This window comes from Achromobacter spanius (assembly GCF_002812705.1).
GTDB classification, from domain to species: Bacteria; Pseudomonadota; Gammaproteobacteria; order Burkholderiales; family Burkholderiaceae_B; genus Achromobacter; species Achromobacter spanius.
Window position 1 is genome coordinate 3,534,659 of record NZ_CP025030.1, and the last position, 18,011, is coordinate 3,552,669.

An 18,011-nucleotide genomic window follows, 5' to 3' on the forward strand; every position below is an offset into this window, starting at 1 on the left:
GATCAGCCGGTGGCGGCAAGCGCCGCTACCGGCTGCCGTCGATATACGGCCGGGCCTGCAAGACGATGATGTTGTCGCCCTGCACGGCCCATTCGATATCCTGATCCACATTGCCCAAACGCAGCTTGATCTGGTTGCCCACGGCGGCCAGCCGCGCGACGAGCGCATCGTTCAGCACTTGTCGTGATCCTTCGATCGGCACTTCGCGCACGCCACCTGCCGCGTCCGCCACCAACTGCGTGTCCTCGGCGGAACGGCTCAGCACCTGCACCGCCTTGGACCAGGTGGAATACATCAGTTGCTCCGCCTGGCGCTTGCCTTCCACCACCTTGATGCCCAGCCCGCGCTTGGCGGAAATGTACGTGACGTAGCGGCGCGACGCATCAAAGGGATCGCGCGTGATCATCACGCCTGAACTGTCCGATGCCGCCGCCTGCTGCACCAGCACCGCCATCACCACGCCATCCTGGCCGATGCCGGCCGCGCGCCGCGCCTCATAGGCTTCGAAGTTATAGACCGACGCCCATACGGTCTGCACGGCTTGCGCCAAGGCATTGGCCTGCGTCACGTTGGGCACGGTGGTGTAAAGACCCGCGCCGCTGAAGCCGGGTAGGTCTTCGGAATTGGATGAGCTGCGCACGAAGACGCCGCGCCCCTTCAACTGCTGTTGCCAGCGTGCGCGCCAGGCGGCAACCAGCGCGTCGTCGGGCGGGGCGTTGATGATGTCCTGGCGCAAGGCGGCCAGTTCGGCGCGGCGCACGTTGGCGTCACCAATAAAGTCCGGCCGCTGCTCCAGCGCCGCGATACGTTGCGGGATGCCCAACTGCGTCATGAACGCCGCGTACTGGGCAAACGGAATGCAGAAGCCGTCCGGCACGCTGGCCAGCGGCGGCAGCGCCGATTTGAGCGCGCCCAGGTTGGCCGCCTTGACCCCGCAGTACCGGCTGTCGCGCGTGGCCATGCCCGTCAGCGGCTTCAGCGCCCGAACCGACAGGTCGGGCTTGGGCAGCGGCGGGGCGGCGGCTTTGGGCGGGTCGTTGGGCTTGCCTTCCGGGTTGCCTTCGGGTTTGGCCTCCGGCTTGGCAATGGGCTGCACCTGATAGCCATTACTCGCGACCGTCAGTTCCACCCACTGGCCGTCATACTTGCGCAGCGCCGCGACGGCATCGCGCACGTAAGCGTTGGGAATGCGCCAGCCCTTGGCCAGCAGGTTCACATGCGACAACAACGTGGACGGCCGCTGCGTGACCAGGCCCGCGACCGGCGAGATGGCGACGGGCACTTCGTCCAGCACCACGATATCGGTGGGCGCCAGATCCGGCGTGTCATCTACCGACTTCACGATACGCAAGCGGCCCTGCGCATGGCCGGTGTTCAGCGGCAAGAACGTCTGTTCGCGCAGCAACGCCTCTTGCGTCACCAAGGCCAGCCCGGCGGTTTGCGCCGTCTGCTCTTGCGCCGTGGAATTCGCCTTGAAACGCACCGGCTCGTAGAACGTGGCGCGTAGCTTGTCTTCGGTCAGCCGCAGCAGCGCGGGCGTGACTTGGTCGCCTTCCCAGAATTCGTAGGTGTAGCCGGGCAGGTCGCGCTGCCAGCTCAGGGTGCCGAACAAGAGCCGCCGCTTGGGATCCTTGTACTGCGCGATCAGCGTGGCCCGGTCCGTGCCCGGCAGCAGCCGGTGTGCGCGCGCGAAGTTCTCGTGCAGGGAATAGCGCGGCGTGTCGATGTAATAGATGCGGTCGCCGCGTTGGCGATCAATCACGAACAGCACATGCGGAATCTCAAGCGGCGTGCCGGCGTTGTAGACGCGGGCCAGTTGCTGGAATTCGGCCTGTGTGCCGATCCGACCCAGATACGCCGGCCCGCCACGCTTCGCGCCTTCCTGCGATTGCGTCGCGCGTTCGTCCGGGCGCAGGGGGCGGGCGTTTTCGTAGGGCGAAGGCTTGCGGGCGGTTTGCGCCAGGGCCTCGGAGCCGCTGCCGGCGACAAACAGCAGGCCGAACGCGCTCAGAATGATCGGGCAAACACGCAGCCTGCGCGGCAGGCCAACATGGCGTAAGGCAGGCGATAGCGGCATGAAATAGGGGGCGGGTCGCAAGGAGTTGCGATGATATCGGAGCGCCGGCCCTGGCCTGTAGGCGAGTGTTTCCAGATGTGGCCAGTCATGCGTGGCCCATGCGAGGCTGAAACGGGCCATCGAAAATACCCAATTCCAGTGATACGCGCCCAACGACGATTCCCGTGTAATCCAGTCTCGGCAATCAGCCGCGCCGGCGGCGCGAGCGCCACCCTGTTTTCGCACGCGCGGACGGGGCGGGCTCGTAGGGCCTTTCATGCAGGGGGAGCGAAAGCTGCCCCTGTTTTTTTGGGGATGAGGAATTGCGTCGGGGACGTGCCCAGTCTCGACCCGGCAACACCGTACACCGTGACGTTGCCGGCCGTCGTGACGAGCAAAGTGTTCCTGTCCAACGAGATGATCCGGCAAGGTGTGCGTAAAGCAGAGATGGCCCGTCGCCTGGGGGTTCATATGCCGCAGGTCGATCGTCTGTTGAACCTGCGTCATTCGTCACGGATCGAGCAGGTGGAGGCGGCACTGGAGAAGCTCGGCCGCCGTCTGGACGTATCGATCGCGTAGCCATTCCCGGCCTAAGGCGGAATCAGCCTTAGGCCGCTCCGCCCGTCCCACTCTCAACGTCAGTACGTGCCGCGCAAGGTCAGCATGACGTTGCGGGGGGCGCCGTACCAGTTGCCGCCATTGGAAGCGCCGACCCGTTCGTAATACACCTTGTCGAACAGGTTGTTGACGTTGACGGTGGCTGTCCATTGCGGGGCGAAACGGTATTGCGCCATCAGGTTGACGGTGGCGTAGCCTGCCTGCTGGAATTTGTACGGCGTGTAGGTGCGGCTGTCGCGCGAGTATGCCGTGCCCGTCACGTAGTTGGCGCTTTGCACCTGCGCGCTGCCGCCGATGCGCCAGCGCGACCAGTCGCCGGGCAGGGTGTAGGCCGTCGATACCTTCAGCAGATGGCGCGGCGTGATGCTGCTGTAGACCGCGTCGTTGGTCTTGTCGCGGGTGTTGTTGAAGGTGTATCCCAGCGCGACTTCCCAGCCGGGCGAGACCTCGCCGCCGATCTCCATGTCCAGCCCTCGGCTGACCACTTTGCCTTGCGCCAGGTAGCAGCAGTTGCCGGCCCAGGCGTCATAGTCTTCCGGGTAGCGGGGGTCCAGCACGCCGGTGCCGGTGCGCTCCACGTTGAACAGGCTGAACGTGGCGTTCAGGCGGCCGTCCAGCAGTTCGCCCTTGACGCCCATTTCGTAGCTCTTGCCCTTGATGGCGGGCAGCGATGAGCCGGGCAGGGGGCCCGACTTCAGCAAACCCTGCGGCTTGTGGATGGTGGCGTAGCTGACATAGGCCGACCATGCGTCGCTCAGGTCATAGATGACGCCGCCGTAGGGCGTGGTGGTGGTCGGTTCGCGGTAGGACGTTTTTGAGTACGGCACCCAGCCGCCATTGATGGGGGCGGAGACCGTCTGGTAGAAATTGTAGGAACTGAAGCGCGCGCCCGCGATCAGGTGCAGGCGCTCGGTCGGGTTGATCCGCAGCACGCCATACATGCCTTTCTGCTCTTGGCCCCACGGGTCATAGCGTTCGTTTTCCGGCAGGCTCAGGTCTGGGTTCCAGATATTGCGGTTGTAGACGTTGACCGGCACCTTCCATTCGTCCACGGGCTTGGACACGGCCCACGTGCCTTCGCTGCGCTGCCAGTCGGCGCCCAGCAGGGCTTCGTGCGTGCCGCCAAGCAGGTCGAAGCTGCCGGACAGGTTCACATCCAGCAGGTTCTGGGTGTTGGTCATTGCGTACCGTCCGCCGCCCCAGGTGGCGCCCAGGCCCGTGTCGCGATCCACTCCGCCGTTGGCGAACGCGGTGAGCGATTTGCTGTCGGTTTCTTCGCGGGTGTAGTTGGCCTTGAAGCGCCAGGTGTCGCCCAGCCGTTGTTCCAGTTGCGCAAAGATCTGCTTGGTGTCGGTATGGACGTAGGTCCAGGGCTGGCTCAGGTTGGTTGAGCGCGACAGGCCGATATCGCCGCCGTCCGTGTACCGAGGCAGGCCGCTGCGGCTGCCTTGCTCGCGCATCCGGCTGTAGCTGCCGCCCACCGTCAGCAGCGTGCTGCGGGTCAGGTCGGCTTCCAGCACGCCGTAGATCTGCGGCGTTTCGGTGGAACTGTGCGACATGTACGAACCGCTGTCGCCATAGACGGCAACCGCGCGGCCGCGCAGCCGGCCATCGAATCCCAAGGGGCCGGTGGCGTCGATCATGCTGCGGTAGTTGTCCCAACTGCCGGCCGAGGCTTCCACCGTCAGTTGATATTCCGCCAGCGGCTTCTTGCGCACCAGGTTGATGATGCCGCCGGGGTCGCCCATGCCGCCCAGCAAGCCCGAGGCGCCGCGCATGATTTCCACGCGGTCATAGAACGCCATGTCCTGCGTCGGGCCGTAGGTGTACGAGCCCAGCGCCAAGGGGGCGCCGCCGTCGATCTGCATGCTGGTGATCTGGAAGCCGCGCGAGTAGTAGTCGGACGAATAGGAATTCACGCGGCGGACCGTGATGCCGGGCGCACGGCTCATGGCGTCGGTGACGTTGACCAGATGCTGGTCGTCGAGCATCTGACGGGTCACGACCGACACGGACTGAGGCACTTCGCGGAACGCCAGATCGGTCTTGGACGCGGTGCTGGTGACCAGGCTGGTGTACGACCCCGTGCCTTCGGTTGTGCCGTCGGCGGCGCGGCGCGCGATGACGGTCACGGCCGCCATGGTGGTGGCGTCCAGGTCCCGCGGTTCGGGTTCGATGGTGACCGTGTTGCCGCGTATCACCGCGATCAGGCCGCTGCCGGCCAGGATGCGGTCTAGCGCCTGTTGCGGCGTCAGGCGGCCCGCGACCGGGGGCGCCGTCTTTCCCGCGACCAACTCCGGCGGGTAGAGAATTTCCAGCGATGCCTGCCGGCTGACTTCGACCAAGGCGTCATGCAAGGGTTGGCGGGCGGTGTTGACCAGGACGGCGGGGCTGTGGGCTTGCGCCTCCTGGGCCTGCGCGTCGGGGGCTTGAGCCAGGCCCAGCGCAATCAGCAAGGGCAGCGTGCGCAGGGCAATGCGCGGCTGGCGCGGTCGCGACGGCAGGGCGGTGCCGTCGCGGGAAAGTCTACGGTTCACAAGAATAGTTCCAATAATGATTCTCAGCGGCAAAGCCGCGCCACCCTTTGGCCAAAGGTCTCCAGGGGCCGCCGCGTGCGCGGCCGTCCCCTCTTAGCTAAAGAGTGTGAAAGGCGCGAAAACCCTGAAGATCTAGCGGAGTAATTTTGAAACTATATGTTTCAGATGAGGGGTGATGCCGCAGTGGGAATCAGCGTGCTTTGACGACGTAGCGGTTACCGCCTTCCGCGTCGATACGCACAGGCGCGATGCGGGGCAGCAGTTCCAGGAAGCTCGCCGGCTGGTCGATGCTGACCGCGCCCGCAATCCGCACCTTGTCCAACCCCGCGCCGGACAGCCGGATGGCATAGGGCGCATAGCGATTCATTTCGCGCACGGCGTCAGCAAGCGGCGTGTTGTTGAAAACGATGCGGCCTTGGTGCCATGCGGTCAGCGCCGCCAGGTCCACGACATGCGGGGCACCCAGCCCCGACCGAGACACCGTCAGGCCTTGGCCGGGCGTCAAGGCGGCCTGTTGCCAAAAGCGCAAGCCCGTGGGTTTGACCTCGACCGATCCGGACAGCACGGCCACGTCGGTAACGTCGCCGTGGCGGCGCACGTTAAAGCGTGTGCCCGTCACGCGAACTTGCGCGTCGCCCGTGCGCACGTAGAAAGGGCGGTTGGCATCGGCCTTGACGGAAAACGTGATCTCGCCCGCCGCCAGATCGACCTCGCGGCGGTCGGGGTAGAAGCGCACGTTGGCCTGCGTGTCGGTATTGAGTTCCAGGATGGAATCGTCCGACAGCGCGACCTGGCGGCGTTCACCATGGGCGCTGGCGAGCGTGGCATCGTAGGTTGGCGCGGCGGTTTGAAACAGCGGCACCGTGGCCACCCCAATCGCCAGCGCGGCGGCGCCCGCCAACGCGACGCCGGCCCAGCGCACCCGTCGCGACGGGGGGCGGACCCGCGTCGGGGCGGATTCGGATTCGGTTTCGAATTCGGTATCGCGGGCCAGGGCGCGCAGCCGTTCCGCAGGCACCGCCAGGGTATCGCGCCAGACCTCGTCCAGCAGCGCGTATTCGTGGGCGTGCGCTGGGGCTTGCTTCAACCAGGCATCGAAAGCGAGCTGGTCGGCAACGCTCATCCTGCCGGAGCGCGCGCGGGCGAACCAGAATGCCGCGGCATCGCGCGGATCATCGAACGTGGGGCGGGTGCCGTTGTCGGCCGGGGAATGGGGCTCAGTCGGGCGCATAGCTGTGCAGGGCGTCGCGCAGATGACGCATGGCGCGCATGATATAGCGCTCGACGGAATTCAGCGACACGCCCAGCCGCGCGGCGACTTCCTGGTGGGAATACCCTTCCAGGCGATGCCAGATATAGGCCTGCCGGCATTTGATGGGCAATTGCAGCAGGGCCGCTTCAACGGCCGCGGCCAATTGCGCGGCGCGCACGGCGGCGCCGCTGTCCACGTCCCGGGGGTGATCGTCTTCGCTGATTTCATGCAAGGGCAGCGTGGGCAGCCGGGCCTCGCGGCGCGCGTTGCCGGCCAGGCTGTTCATGCTGGCGCGGTACAGGTAGGCCCGTGGCTCCAGGATGTGACCGCCGTCCGACTTCAACAAGCCCACGGCCGCGTCTTGCAGCGCGTCCTCGGCCTCGTGGGTGTTGCCCACCTTGCGCACCCAGCCGCGCACCATCTCGGCATAGCAGCCGATCCAGCCTTTGTCTTGGGGTTTGCTGCGAGGCATGGACGAATGGGGAAAGGGACGACGGGGAAGGGACGACGGGGAACAGAGAAGGTGCGTAGTGTAAATCATTCCCATTAATGCGGGGCCGGACGTACGGCGTTGCCGGGCATCCGCGCTGGCGCCAGACGCAACAAGGCCCTCTTGCGAGGGCCTTGTTTGGTAAGGCGGGATCCCGGAGGAATCAGCCTTCGGCCGTTTCCGCCAGTACGCGCTGGGCTTCTTCGGCCACGCGTTCGGGGGCGGTGCCGCCGACGTGCTTGCGGGCGGCAACCGAGCCTTCCAGCGTCAGCACCTGGTGGACGTCGTCGCCGATCTGGGCGTGATAGGCCTTGAGTTCGTCGGTGGACAGGTCAGCCAGGTCGCAGCCGCGCTGTTCGCAGTCGCGCACGGCGTGGGCGACCACTTCGTGGGCGTCGCGGAAGGGCACGCCGCGCTTGACCAGGTAGTCGGCCAGGTCGGTGGCGGTGGCGAAGCCTTGCAGGGCGGCGGCGCGCATGTTGTCGGCCTTGACCTTGATGCCGGCAGCCATGTCCGCAAAGATGGTCAGCGTGTCGCGCACGGTGTCCACGGTGTCGAACAGGCCTTCCTTGTCTTCCTGGTTGTCCTTGTTGTAGGCCAGGGGTTGGCCTTTCATCAGGGTCAGCAGGGCGACCAGGTTGCCGTTGACGCGGCCGGTCTTGCCACGGGCAAGCTCGGGCACGTCGGGGTTTTTCTTTTGCGGCATGATCGAGCTGCCGGTGCAGAAGCGGTCGGCCAGGTCGATGAAGCCCACGCGCGGGCTCATCCACAGCACCAGCTCTTCGGACAGGCGCGACACGTGCGTCATGATCAGCGCGCCGGCGGCGCAGAATTCGATGGCGAAGTCGCGGTCGGACACGGCATCCAGCGAATTGCGGCACACGCCGTCAAAGCCCAGCGTCTTGGCGACGCGTTCGCGGTCGATGGGGAACGACGTGCCGGCCAGCGCGGCGGCGCCCAGCGGCAGGCGGTTCACGCGGCGGCGGCAGTCGGCCAGGCGCTCGGCGTCGCGGCCGAACATTTCGGCATAGGCCAGCAGGTGGTGGCCGAACGTGACGGGTTGGGCAACTTGCAGATGGGTGAAGCCCGGCATGATGGTGCCGGCGTTTTCCAGGGCGACTGCGGCCAGGGCGTGGCGCAGTTGGCGCAGCAGGTCTTGCAGGTTGTCGATTTCGTCGCGCAGCCACAGGCGGATGTCGGTGGCCACCTGGTCGTTACGCGAACGGCCGGTGTGCAGGCGCTTGCCCGCGTCGCCCACCAGTTCCACCAGGCGCTTTTCGATGTTCAGGTGCACGTCTTCCAGATCCAGCAGCCATTGGAAGCTGCCGGCGTCGATTTCAGACAGGATCTGGGTCATGCCACGCTGGATGTCGGCCAGGTCTTGCGCGCCGATGATGCCTTGGGCGGCCAGCATGTCAGCGTGCGCGAGCGAGCCCTGGATGTCGTGGCGCGCCAGGCGCTTGTCGAAATCCACGGACGCCGTATAGCGTTTGACGAGTTCGGATACCGGTTCCGAGAACCGGGCGGACCAGGCCTGCGCCTTGTTGGCGAACTGGTTTTGATCGGGGGAGGGAGTGTTTGCCATGATGGGCGGAATTATAGGGCCTGCCGGCGGGGCGGCGCACGCGGCGGCCGGCCCGGCCCCGATTTCACGGGCGCGACAGCGCGCCAACGCCCGACATGTCGGATAATCCAGCCTTGGTTTCAAGTCGTCGTTTCAAGAACTTAGAGCGAGTCAAAGAGATATGCCCGTGGAATGGGAAGAACTGGTCACCCAACTCGATGCGCACATGCCGCACGAGACCTGGGCGCAGACGCTGGTGGGTGTAGGCGTGCTGGTGCTGACCGCGCTGTTCGTGCAGTGGGTGGTGGCGCGCGTGGTGCTGCTGCTGGCGCACCGCGTGCTGGTGCTGAGCGGGCGGGGTGACTGGGACCAGGCGCTGCAACGCCGCCGGGCGTACCAGAACCTGTGGTACGCGGTGCCGTTCGCCGTGGTGTCGATGGGCATCGGCCTGGTGCCGCACGCGGAAAAAGCCGTCAGCATCGTTGGCCGGCTGGCCCACGCGGGCGCCTGGATCTGCGTGTTCGTGGCGTTCTCGGGCGTGCTGAGCGCCTGGCAGGACACCTATTCCGCCACCACGCGGGCGCAAACGCGCTCCATCAAGGGCTATATCCAGATCGGCAAGCTGATTCTGGCGGCGGTGTGCACCGTGTTGGTGCTGTCCATCCTGATCGACCGCTCGCCCTTGTGGATGATTTCCGGCCTGGGCGCGCTGTCGGCGGTGCTGTTGCTGGTGTTCAAGGACACGCTGCTGTCGCTGGTGGCCAGCACGCAATTGACCAGCAACGACATGCTGCGCATTGGGGACTGGATCGAAATGCCGCAATCCAACGCCGATGGATTCGTGAAGGACATCGCGCTGCATACGGTCAAGGTGCAGAACTGGGACAACACCGTCACCACGGTGCCGACCTACAAGCTGTTCTCGGAAAGCTATCGCAACTACCGGCACATGTTCGAATCCGGCGGCCGGCGCATCAAGCGCACGCTGCGCATTGACGCGACGAGCGTGCGCTTCCTGACCGACGAAGAATCCCAGCGCCTGATGCGCTTTCGCCTGCTGCACGACTACCTGCAGGCCAAGACGCAGGACATCGCCCAGGCTAACCAGACCATGGGGGAATTGGCCAGCGTGCCCGCCAACCGCCGCCGGCTGACCAACATCGGCACCTTCCGCGCCTACGGCCTGGCCTTCCTGAAGCAGAACCCGGAAGTGCGCCAGGACATGGCGATGATGGTGCGCATGATGGAGCCCTCGTCCGACGGCATTCCGGTCGAGGTCTATTGCTTTACGGCCGTGACTGCCTGGGTGGAATACGAACGTATCCAGGGCGACATCTTCGACCATCTGCTGGCCATCCTGCCCGAGCTTGGGCTGCGCCTGTACCAGCAGCCGTCCGGGGCCGACATCGGCGCCATGGGCAGCCATCTGCGCGAAAGCGCCATCCAGGCCGCGTTGGCGGCGGACCGGGATCGCGATCGTCCGGCGCCGGCGTTGCCGGATGGCTCGGGCGCCGTGTCCGAGCGCGGCCTGACCGATGGCAAGATGCCGACCTAGACGAAAGCGCGCCAGGCGCCGTGAGATAATCCGCCGGTTGGAACTTAGTCTTCATTGACCCCAGGCGAACCCCCGATGTCGAACCCGTTCTTCAACCTGTATTCCCACGGCTTCGCCCGGGTGGCGGTCGGCGTACCCGAATGCCGCATCGCCGATCCGGCCTTCAACGCCACGCAAACCATCGAACTGGCTCAGCAGGCCGCCCAGGGCGGCGCCGTGCTGGTGGCGTTTCCCGAATTGGGCCTGTCGGCCTACACCTGCGACGATCTCTTCCACCAGAAAGCCTTGCTGGACGAATGCGAGGAAGCGCTGGCGCGGGTGGTGGCGGCCACGGCCGAACTGGATATCGCCGTCATCGTGGGTGCGCCGCTGCGCGTGTCGCACCAGTTGTTCAACTGCGCCGTGGTTGCCGCCGGCGGGCGCGTGCTGGGCGTGGTGCCCAAGAGCTACCTGCCCAACTACGGCGAGTTCTACGAAGCGCGCCAATTCAGCGCCGCCGATTGCGCGCCTGTCACCGACATCCGCCTGCTTGACCAGACCGTGCCCTTTGGCGCCGAACTGCTGTTCCAGATGGAAAGGCTGCCGCTGTTCCAGTTCCATGTGGAAATCTGCGAAGACGTCTGGGTGCCGATTCCGCCGTCGTCGTTCGCGTCGCTGGCCGGCGCCACCGTGCTGGTGAATTTGTCCGCGTCGAACATCGTCGTGGGCAAGTCGGAATACCGGCACCAGCTTGTGGCGCAACAGTCGGCGCGCTGCCTGTCCGCCTATATGTACACGTCGGCCGGCCGGGGCGAATCGTCCACCGACCTGGCGTGGGACGGCCAGGCGCTTATCTATGAAAACGGCGAACTGCTCGGCGAGTCCGAGCGCTTCTTGAACCATTCGCACCTGTTGTTCTCGGACGTGGACCTGGAACGTTTGTCGCGCGAGCGCATGCGCCAGACCACCTTCGGCCAATCCGTCCGCCGTCATCAGGACGAAGTGCGCAAGTTCCGCCCCGTGGCGGTGCCGGTGAACCCGCCGCTTGACGATGCCGAGCTGCCGCTTGAGCGGCGCGTGGCGCGGTTTCCCTATGTACCGGCCGACCCGCAACGGCGCGATGCCCGCTGCAAAGAGGTCTACAGCATCCAGGTGCAGGCCCTGGCCCAGCGCCTGTCGGCCAGCAAGATGTCGAAAGTGGTCATCGGCATTTCCGGCGGGCTGGATTCCACCCACGCGCTGCTGGTCTGCGCGCAGGCCATGGATACGCTGGGGCTGCCTCGGTCCAACATCCTGGCCGTGACCATGCCCGGCTTCGCCACCAGTTCTCGTACGCTGCAACAGGCGCGCCGGCTGATGTCGGTGGTGGGCTGCACCGCGTCCGAAGTCGACATCCGCCCCAGTTGCCTGCAGATGCTGAAAGACCTGGGCCACCCCTATGCGGATGGCAAGCCGGTCTACGACATCACGTTCGAAAACGTGCAGGCCGGCGAACGCACCAACCACCTGTTCCGCATCGCCAACTTCAGCAACGCCATCGTCATCGGCACGGGCGACCTCAGCGAACTTGCACTGGGTTGGTGCACGTATGGCGTGGGCGACCACATGTCGCACTACAGCGTGAATGCCAGCGTGCCCAAGACCCTGATCACGCACCTGGTGCGCTGGGTGGCCGAATCCGGCCGGCTGGGCGAGGACGGCGCGGCCGTGCTGCTGGACGTGCTGGGCACGGACGTCAGCCCGGAACTGGTGCCGGGCAGCGACGAAAAGCCCGTGCAGAAAAGCGAAGACTCCATCGGCCCCTACGAGCTGCAGGACTTCAACCTGTACTACACGCTGCGCTACGGCTTTGCCCCGACCAAGGTGGCGTTCCTGGCGTTTACCGCCTGGCGCGACCGCGAGGCCGGCGCCTGGCCCGATGCCGGGCACGTGGTGCGCAACCAATACGACCTGGCCACCATCAAGCGCAACCTGAAGATATTCCTGGACCGGTTTTTCCGCACGACCCAGTTCAAGCGCACCTGCGTGCCGAACTCGCCCAAGGTGGGGTCGGGCGGTTCGCTGTCGCCGCGTGGCGACTGGCGCGCGCCCAGCGATTCGGAATCGGTGGTGTGGATGCGTGACGCCGAGCGCATTCCCGACGCCGCGCCGCCGGGCTGATCGGGGTTGTCCCGCAATGCCGCAATCGCCTCGCTTGCGGCGCGGGCCCCGGTGGTATTCTCTTATCCATTGCGCTTTGCCGGCCGCGCCAGCGCGGGCAGGGCGCCGCAACACATCAAAAACCCAGGACGACCAACGTGAAACAAGTCACCGCCATCATCAAACCCTTCAAGCTTGACGAAGTCCGCGAAGCGCTGGCCGAAGTCGGCGTCAGCGGCCTGACCGTGACCGAGGTCAAGGGTTTCGGCCGCCAGAAAGGCCACACCGAACTCTATCGGGGCGCGGAATACGTGGTGGACTTCCTGCCCAAAATTCGCGTTGAAGTCGTGCTGCCCGACAGCCAGGTCGAAGCCGCCATCGAAGCCGTGGTCAAGGCCGCGCGCACCGGCAAGATCGGCGACGGCAAGATCTTCGTGTCTCCGGTCGAACAAGCCATCCGCATCCGCACCGGCGAATCCGACGAAGAAGCGCTGTGATCCGCGCTACCTGTTGAGCGCCATCGCCTGAGCGTCCAAGGCGCTCGCCCCATCACCGGGGCGGACGCCTTTGTCTTTCTAGCGGATCAGTTGGTTCATTTCCAGAATCGGCATCATCACCGCCAGCACGATCAGCAGGACAAAACCCCCCATCAGCAGAATCAGCGCCGGTTCCAGCAGCGCCGTCATCGCCATGGCGCGGCGTTCCAGATCGCGCGACAGATTCTGCGCGCCTCGGTCCAGCAATTCGGGCAGCCGTCCGGTTTTTTCGCCGCTGGCAATCAGGTGCACCAACAGCGACGGAAAGACCTTCTGCGCGCCCAGCGACGCCGATAGCGCCGCGCCTTCGCGCACGCGTGCAGATGCCTCGTCCACCGCTTGGCGCAGCACGTCGTTGCCCAGGGTGCGGCGCGCAGCTTCCAGCGCGGTCAGCAGCGCCACGCCGCTGCCGCACAAGATGGCCAGCGTGGACGCAAAGCGCGCCGCGTTCACCCCCAGCACGAAGCGGCCCATCAGCGGCAGGCGCAACACGCGCGCATGCCACGCACGGCGCGCGGCGGGCGCGCGCAGCGTGTAGCGCCACAGCACGATGGCCAAGGCCAGGCCCACGCCCGTCACCATGCCCCATTCGCGCACATAGTCCGACAAGGCCAGCATCACGCGGGTCAGCATCGGCAATTGCTGCTTGGCCTGGCTGAACGCCGACACCACCTGCGGCACCACATAGCCCAGCAGGAAGATCACGATGATGACCGACACGCTGGCAACCACCGCCGGGTAGATGAAGGCCGTCATGACCTTGCTGCGCAAGGTGTTGCGTTCTTCGATGTAGTCCGCCAGCTTCTCCATCACTTGCGCCAGGTCGCCGGACTCTTCGCCCGCGCCGATCAGGGCGCGATAGATCTCGGGAAAGTCACGCGGCCGGGCGGCCAGCGCGGTGGACAGGCGGTGGCCGGCGCGCACGTCGTCGCGCACGGCGCCAAGTGTGGCGGCGATGTGTTTTTTCTCCGCTTGTTCAAGCGTGGCGGAAAGCGCGGCATCCAGCGGCAAGCGCGCCGCCAGCAGACTGGCCAGTTGGCGCGTCAGCCAGGCCAGGTCGGCATCCGACAGGCGGGTGCGCAGGCTGGCGCCCAGGCCTTCAGTGCGCGCGGCCGATGCCGTCGATAAGGGCAACAGGCCACGGCCGCGCAACTGGTTGCGGGCGCCGCGCTCGGTGTCGGCGTCGATCGTGCCACGCACGATTTTGCCCAGCGCGTCGGTGGCTTCGTATCGAAAGGAAGGCATGGCGAAAGCAGGGGGAGACGCGCAAATGAAAAACGCGCAAGAGCCCCGAATTTAAAGGGTTTGCAGGCTGTATGTTGCATGTCAAATATGACCGTGGTGTTGCACTGTCACCCCGTATACTCCGACGCGATTTCACGTTTTTTCACACCTGCATTCACGTCTGAAGGCACCACTCTCGTCATGCGTCACATCGCGCAATTCAGCCTTGCCGCCTTGCTCATCGCAAGCCAAATCGGACCGGCGATCAGCACGGCCCAAGCTCAACAAACGGACAACCGTGTCAGCTTGAACTTTGTCGACACCGACATTCCCGCCGTGTTGCGCGCGCTGTCGTTGTTCACGCAGCGCAACTTCCTGGTGGACCCGCGCGTCAAGGGCAAGCTGACGCTGGTGTCCGACCGCCCCGTGGATAGCGGGCAGGCGCTGGCCATGCTGACGGGGGCGCTGCGCTTGCAGGGCTTTGCCATCGTGGACGTGGACGGCGTGACGCGCGTGGTGCCTGAAGCCGACGCCAAGCTGCAAGGCAGCGCCGTGGTGGGCAATACACGGCCGGCGGCCGCGCCTGCATCGACCAGCGCGTCGACCGGCGCCGCGCGCGGGCCGGTGCCCGTGTCGGCCTTCGCGAAAGGCGGCCGCAGCAGCGGCGAGATGCTGACGCGCGTGTTCCCCCTGAAGTACGAGAACGCGGCGAACCTGGTGCCCGTGCTGCGCCCGATGGTGCCGCCCAACAACCCCATCAATGCCTACCCCGGCAATAACACGCTGGTGGTCACGGACTACGCCGACAACCTGGAGCGCATTGCGCAGGTCATCGCCCGTATCGACGTACCCAGCTCCATCGACACCGACGTGGTGCCGGTGCAGTCGGGCATCGCGACCGACATCGCCATCCTGGCCTCGCAGTTGCTGGACACGCAAAGCAGCGACCCCACGCAGCGCATCGCGGTGGTGGCCGACCCACGCAGCAACAGCGTGCTGGTGCGTTCGGGCAGCCCGGCGCGCACGCGCCTGGCGCGTGACCTGATCATGAAGCTGGACGCGCAGCAGAACCGCGCCGGCAACTTGCACGTGGTCTACATGCGCAATGCGCAAGCCTCGCGCATTGCCGAAGTGCTGGGCGGCCTGTTGACCGGGCAGGCCAATTCCGCGCCAGGCGCGTCGGGCGGTGCAAGCAGCGCCACGGGCGGTCAGCAGACGGGCGCGCGTACCCAGAACACCTCGGCGGGCAACGCGCAGACGGGGCAGGGCATGGCCAGCTTGTCGGGTTCATCCAAGAGCGGTTTGTCGGGCGAGCAAGAGCGCATCGCGCGGGAAGACAACAGCTCGCAACCCGTGTCGTATTCGGCGGGCGGCGCCACCATACAGGCCGATCCGGCCACCAACTCGCTGATCATCTCCGCGCCCGAACCGCTGTACCGCAGCCTGCGCGAAGTGATCGACCAGTTGGACCAGCGCCGCGCGCAGGTGCTGGTGGAAAGCCTGATCGTTGAAGTCAGCGAAGAAAAAGCCGCGGAATTCGGCATCCAGTGGATGACGGGCGCGGGCAACATCAACAGCAACGGCACCAGCTTCATCGGCGGCACCAACCTGGGCGGCAGCGGCATCACGGGCAACGGCCCGACGTCCATCGACGCCATCGGTGGCGGCCTGAGCCTGGGCGTGGTCAAGGGCACCGTGGACGTGCTGGGCAACCAGGTCATCAACCTGGGCGTGTTGGCCCGCGCCATGGAAAACACGGGCGAAGCCAACATCCTGTCCACGCCGAACCTGCTGACGCTGGACAACCAGTCGGCCAGCATTCTGGTGGGCAAGACCGTGCCGTTCGTGACGGGCCAATACGTCACGTCGGGCAGCAACGGCAGCTCGAACCCGTTCCAGACGATTGAACGCGAGGACGTGGGCCTGAAGCTGAACATCCGTCCGCAAATTTCGGAAGGCGGCGCGGTCAAGCTGGACATCTACCAGGAAGTCAGCAGCATCGACGAAAGCCGTTCCAATTCCACCAGCGGCATCGTGACCAACAAGCGCGCCATCGACACCAGCGTGTTGATCGATGACGGCCAGATCATCGTGCTGGGCGGCCTGCTGGAAGACAACGTCACCTTGACCACCAACAGCGTGCCCGGCCTGGGTTCGCTGCCGGTCATCGGGTCGCTGTTTCGCTACGACACGCGCAAGCGCACCAAGACCAACCTGATGGTGTTCCTGCGCCCCTACGTGGTGCGCGACGCCAAGCGCAGCGCCAGCGTCACCATGGACCGCTACGACTACATGCGCCGGGCGCAGGGCGCGGCGCAACCGGGTCACCACTGGGCATTGCCCGACATGCAGGCGCCGATGCTGCCGCTGCCCGGCTCCGCGCCGTCGGTGTCGAACAACGCCTACGACCTGCGCCCGGACCAGCAGGCCGCCACCCTGCGCCAGCCGCCACCCGCCACGGTGCAGTCGTTCACGGTGCGTCAGTACCCGGGCAGCCCGCCGGCGCGCACTGCCGCCATGCCGATTCACGTGTCCAGCAGCTTGATGCACAGCGTGGCGGTGGACCCCGAGTCGCTGCTATGAGCGCGCACCCCTTGCCCTACGCCTGGGCGCGCGCGCAGCGGGCCGTGCTGTCGCTGCGCGCGGGCCAGGTGCAGTTGACGGTCAGCCCGCGCACGCCGGAATGGGCGGTGCGGGAAATTCGGCGCTGCCATGGCGACGTGACACTGGCGCAGGTGGACGACGAGGCGCTGGAAACCTTGTTGACGGCGGCATACAGCCATTCCGAAGACGCCGCGTCCGTCATGGGCGTGGCGGAAAACGAGATTGACCTGGACCGCCTGCTGCAAGACATGCCCGAGGTGGCCGACCTGCTGGAAGCGCAGGACGATGCGCCCGTGATCCGCATGATCAACGCGCTGTTCGCGCAGGCCGCGCGCGACGGCGCCAGCGACATCCACATTGAGCCCTTCGAAACCCATTCGGTGGTGCGTTACCGCGTCGACGGCACGCTGCGCGATGTGGTGTCGCCGCGCAAGGCCTTGCACGCGGCCTTGATTTCACGCATCAAGATCATGGCGCATCTGGACATCGCCGAAAAACGCCTGCCGCAAGACGGCCGCATTGCGCTGCGCGTGGGCGGCCGGCCCATTGACGTGCGCGTGTCGACCTTGCCCACGGGCCATGGCGAACGCGCCGTGCTGCGCTTGTTGGACAAGGAAGCGGGGCGGCTGCAATTGGAGCGCCTGGGCATGTGCCCCGAGGTGTTGACGCAACTGGACCGCCTGATCCGCCAGCCGCACGGCATTGTGCTGGTGACGGGGCCCACCGGCAGCGGCAAGACCACTACGCTGTACGCCGCGCTAAGCCGGCTGGATGCGGCCACCAGCAATATCCTGACGGTGGAAGACCCCATCGAATACGACCTGTCCGGTATCAGCCAGACGCAGGTCAACGCGAAGATCGACATGAGCTTCGCGCTGGCCCTGCGCGCCATCTTGCGACAGGACCCGGACGTCATCATGATCGGAGAAATCCGCGATCTGGAAACCGCGCAGATCGCGGTGCAGGCCTCGCTGACGGGCCACCTGGTGCTGGCCACGCTGCACACCAACGACGCCGTGTCCGCCGTGACTCGGCTGACGGATATGGGCGTGGAGCCCTTTCTGTTGGCCTCGTCGCTATTGGGCGTGCTGGCGCAGCGGCTGGTGCGCAAGCTGTGCCCGGAATGCAAGAAGCCGTCGATGCAGGATGGCATGCGAGTGTTCCATCCCGTGGGGTGCCCGGCCTGCAATCACACCGGCTACAGCGGACGGTCGGGTATCCACGAACTGTTTACCGTGGACGACGACGCGCGCCGCCTGATCCATGAAGGCCGCGACGAACGCGAATTGCGCGTGGCCGCCATGGCCGCGGGCATGCGCACGATGCGGCAGGATGGCCAGCGCTGGGTGGAAGGCGGGCAGACCTCGCCCGAGGAAATCGTGCGGGTTACGCGCGACGCCTAGCACTGCGGGCAGGCACGCAGGCATCCAGGCATCCAGGCACGCAGGCACGCAGGC

At 66.0% G+C, this 18,011-nt stretch carries 12 protein-coding genes; 6 read left to right on the top strand and 6 right to left on the bottom strand.

Features of this window, described 5'->3' with window-relative positions; all coding sequences use genetic code 11:
- Positions 1-25: 25 nt before the first annotated feature.
- Positions 26-2,077, bottom strand: a complete 2,052-nt coding sequence (locus CVS48_RS16090; RefSeq protein ID WP_100855304.1) for a PEP/pyruvate-binding domain-containing protein — start codon at positions 2,075-2,077, stop codon at positions 26-28.
- A gap of 315 nt (positions 2,078-2,392) precedes the next feature.
- Between CVS48_RS16090 and CVS48_RS16095 the strand changes: the two genes are divergently transcribed.
- Positions 2,393-2,635, top strand: a complete 243-nt coding sequence (locus CVS48_RS16095) for a helix-turn-helix domain-containing protein (protein WP_419191442.1) — start codon at positions 2,393-2,395, stop codon at positions 2,633-2,635.
- 59 nt (positions 2,636-2,694) lie between these two features.
- Here the strand turns inward: CVS48_RS16095 and CVS48_RS16100 are convergent, their stop codons facing one another.
- The 4 genes from CVS48_RS16100 to argH all read right to left on the bottom strand — a co-directional run bounded on the left by CVS48_RS16100 (position 2,695) and on the right by argH (position 8,538).
- Complete coding sequence (locus tag CVS48_RS16100; RefSeq protein ID WP_100855305.1) at positions 2,695-5,211, bottom strand: TonB-dependent siderophore receptor; 2,517 nt, start codon at positions 5,209-5,211, stop codon at positions 2,695-2,697.
- A 190-nt stretch (positions 5,212-5,401) separates the two neighbouring features.
- A complete protein-coding gene (locus tag CVS48_RS16105; protein WP_100855306.1) occupies positions 5,402-6,442 on the bottom strand; it encodes a FecR family protein in 1,041 nt (346 codons plus the stop codon).
- Complete coding sequence (locus CVS48_RS16110) at positions 6,429-6,935, bottom strand: sigma-70 family RNA polymerase sigma factor (protein WP_100855307.1); 507 nt, start codon at positions 6,933-6,935, stop codon at positions 6,429-6,431. Before CVS48_RS16110 ends, CVS48_RS16105 begins: the two co-directional genes overlap by 14 nt.
- Positions 6,936-7,116: 181 nt before the next feature.
- Positions 7,117-8,538: an argininosuccinate lyase gene (gene argH, locus CVS48_RS16115; protein WP_100855308.1), complete on the bottom strand. Its 1,422-nt coding sequence runs from the start codon at positions 8,536-8,538 to the stop codon at positions 7,117-7,119.
- A 160-nt stretch (positions 8,539-8,698) separates the two neighbouring features.
- On the opposite strand from argH, the gene CVS48_RS16120 reads away from it, so the two are divergent.
- The 3 genes from CVS48_RS16120 (at position 8,699) to CVS48_RS16130 (ending at position 12,687) form a co-directional block, all read left to right on the top strand.
- A complete protein-coding gene (locus CVS48_RS16120; RefSeq protein WP_100855309.1) occupies positions 8,699-10,072 on the top strand; it encodes a mechanosensitive ion channel family protein in 1,374 nt (457 codons plus the stop codon).
- A gap of 75 nt (positions 10,073-10,147) precedes the next feature.
- On the top strand, positions 10,148-12,211 hold the full coding sequence (locus tag CVS48_RS16125; RefSeq protein WP_100855310.1) for an NAD(+) synthase: 2,064 nt from the start codon (positions 10,148-10,150) through the stop codon (positions 12,209-12,211).
- A 137-nt stretch (positions 12,212-12,348) separates the two neighbouring features.
- Positions 12,349-12,687, top strand: coding sequence for a P-II family nitrogen regulator (locus CVS48_RS16130; RefSeq protein ID WP_050449738.1), 339 nt, complete (start codon positions 12,349-12,351; stop codon positions 12,685-12,687).
- Between the two features lie 78 nt (positions 12,688-12,765).
- Here CVS48_RS16130 and gspF read toward each other — a convergent pair whose 3' ends face one another.
- The gene (gene gspF, locus CVS48_RS16135; protein WP_100855311.1) at positions 12,766-13,971 is read right to left on the bottom strand and encodes a type II secretion system inner membrane protein GspF; all 1,206 of its coding nucleotides are present in this window, start codon (positions 13,969-13,971) and stop codon (positions 12,766-12,768) included.
- Between the two features lie 180 nt (positions 13,972-14,151).
- Between gspF and gspD the strand changes: the two genes are divergently transcribed.
- Both gspD and gspE read left to right on the top strand, forming a co-directional pair.
- Complete coding sequence (gene gspD / locus CVS48_RS16140) at positions 14,152-16,533, top strand: type II secretion system secretin GspD (RefSeq protein WP_100855312.1); 2,382 nt, start codon at positions 14,152-14,154, stop codon at positions 16,531-16,533.
- The gene (gene gspE, locus CVS48_RS16145; protein ID WP_100855313.1) at positions 16,530-17,957 is read left to right on the top strand and encodes a type II secretion system ATPase GspE; all 1,428 of its coding nucleotides are present in this window, start codon (positions 16,530-16,532) and stop codon (positions 17,955-17,957) included. Before gspD ends, gspE begins: the two co-directional genes overlap by 4 nt.
- The last annotated feature ends 54 nt before the right edge of the window (positions 17,958-18,011 follow it).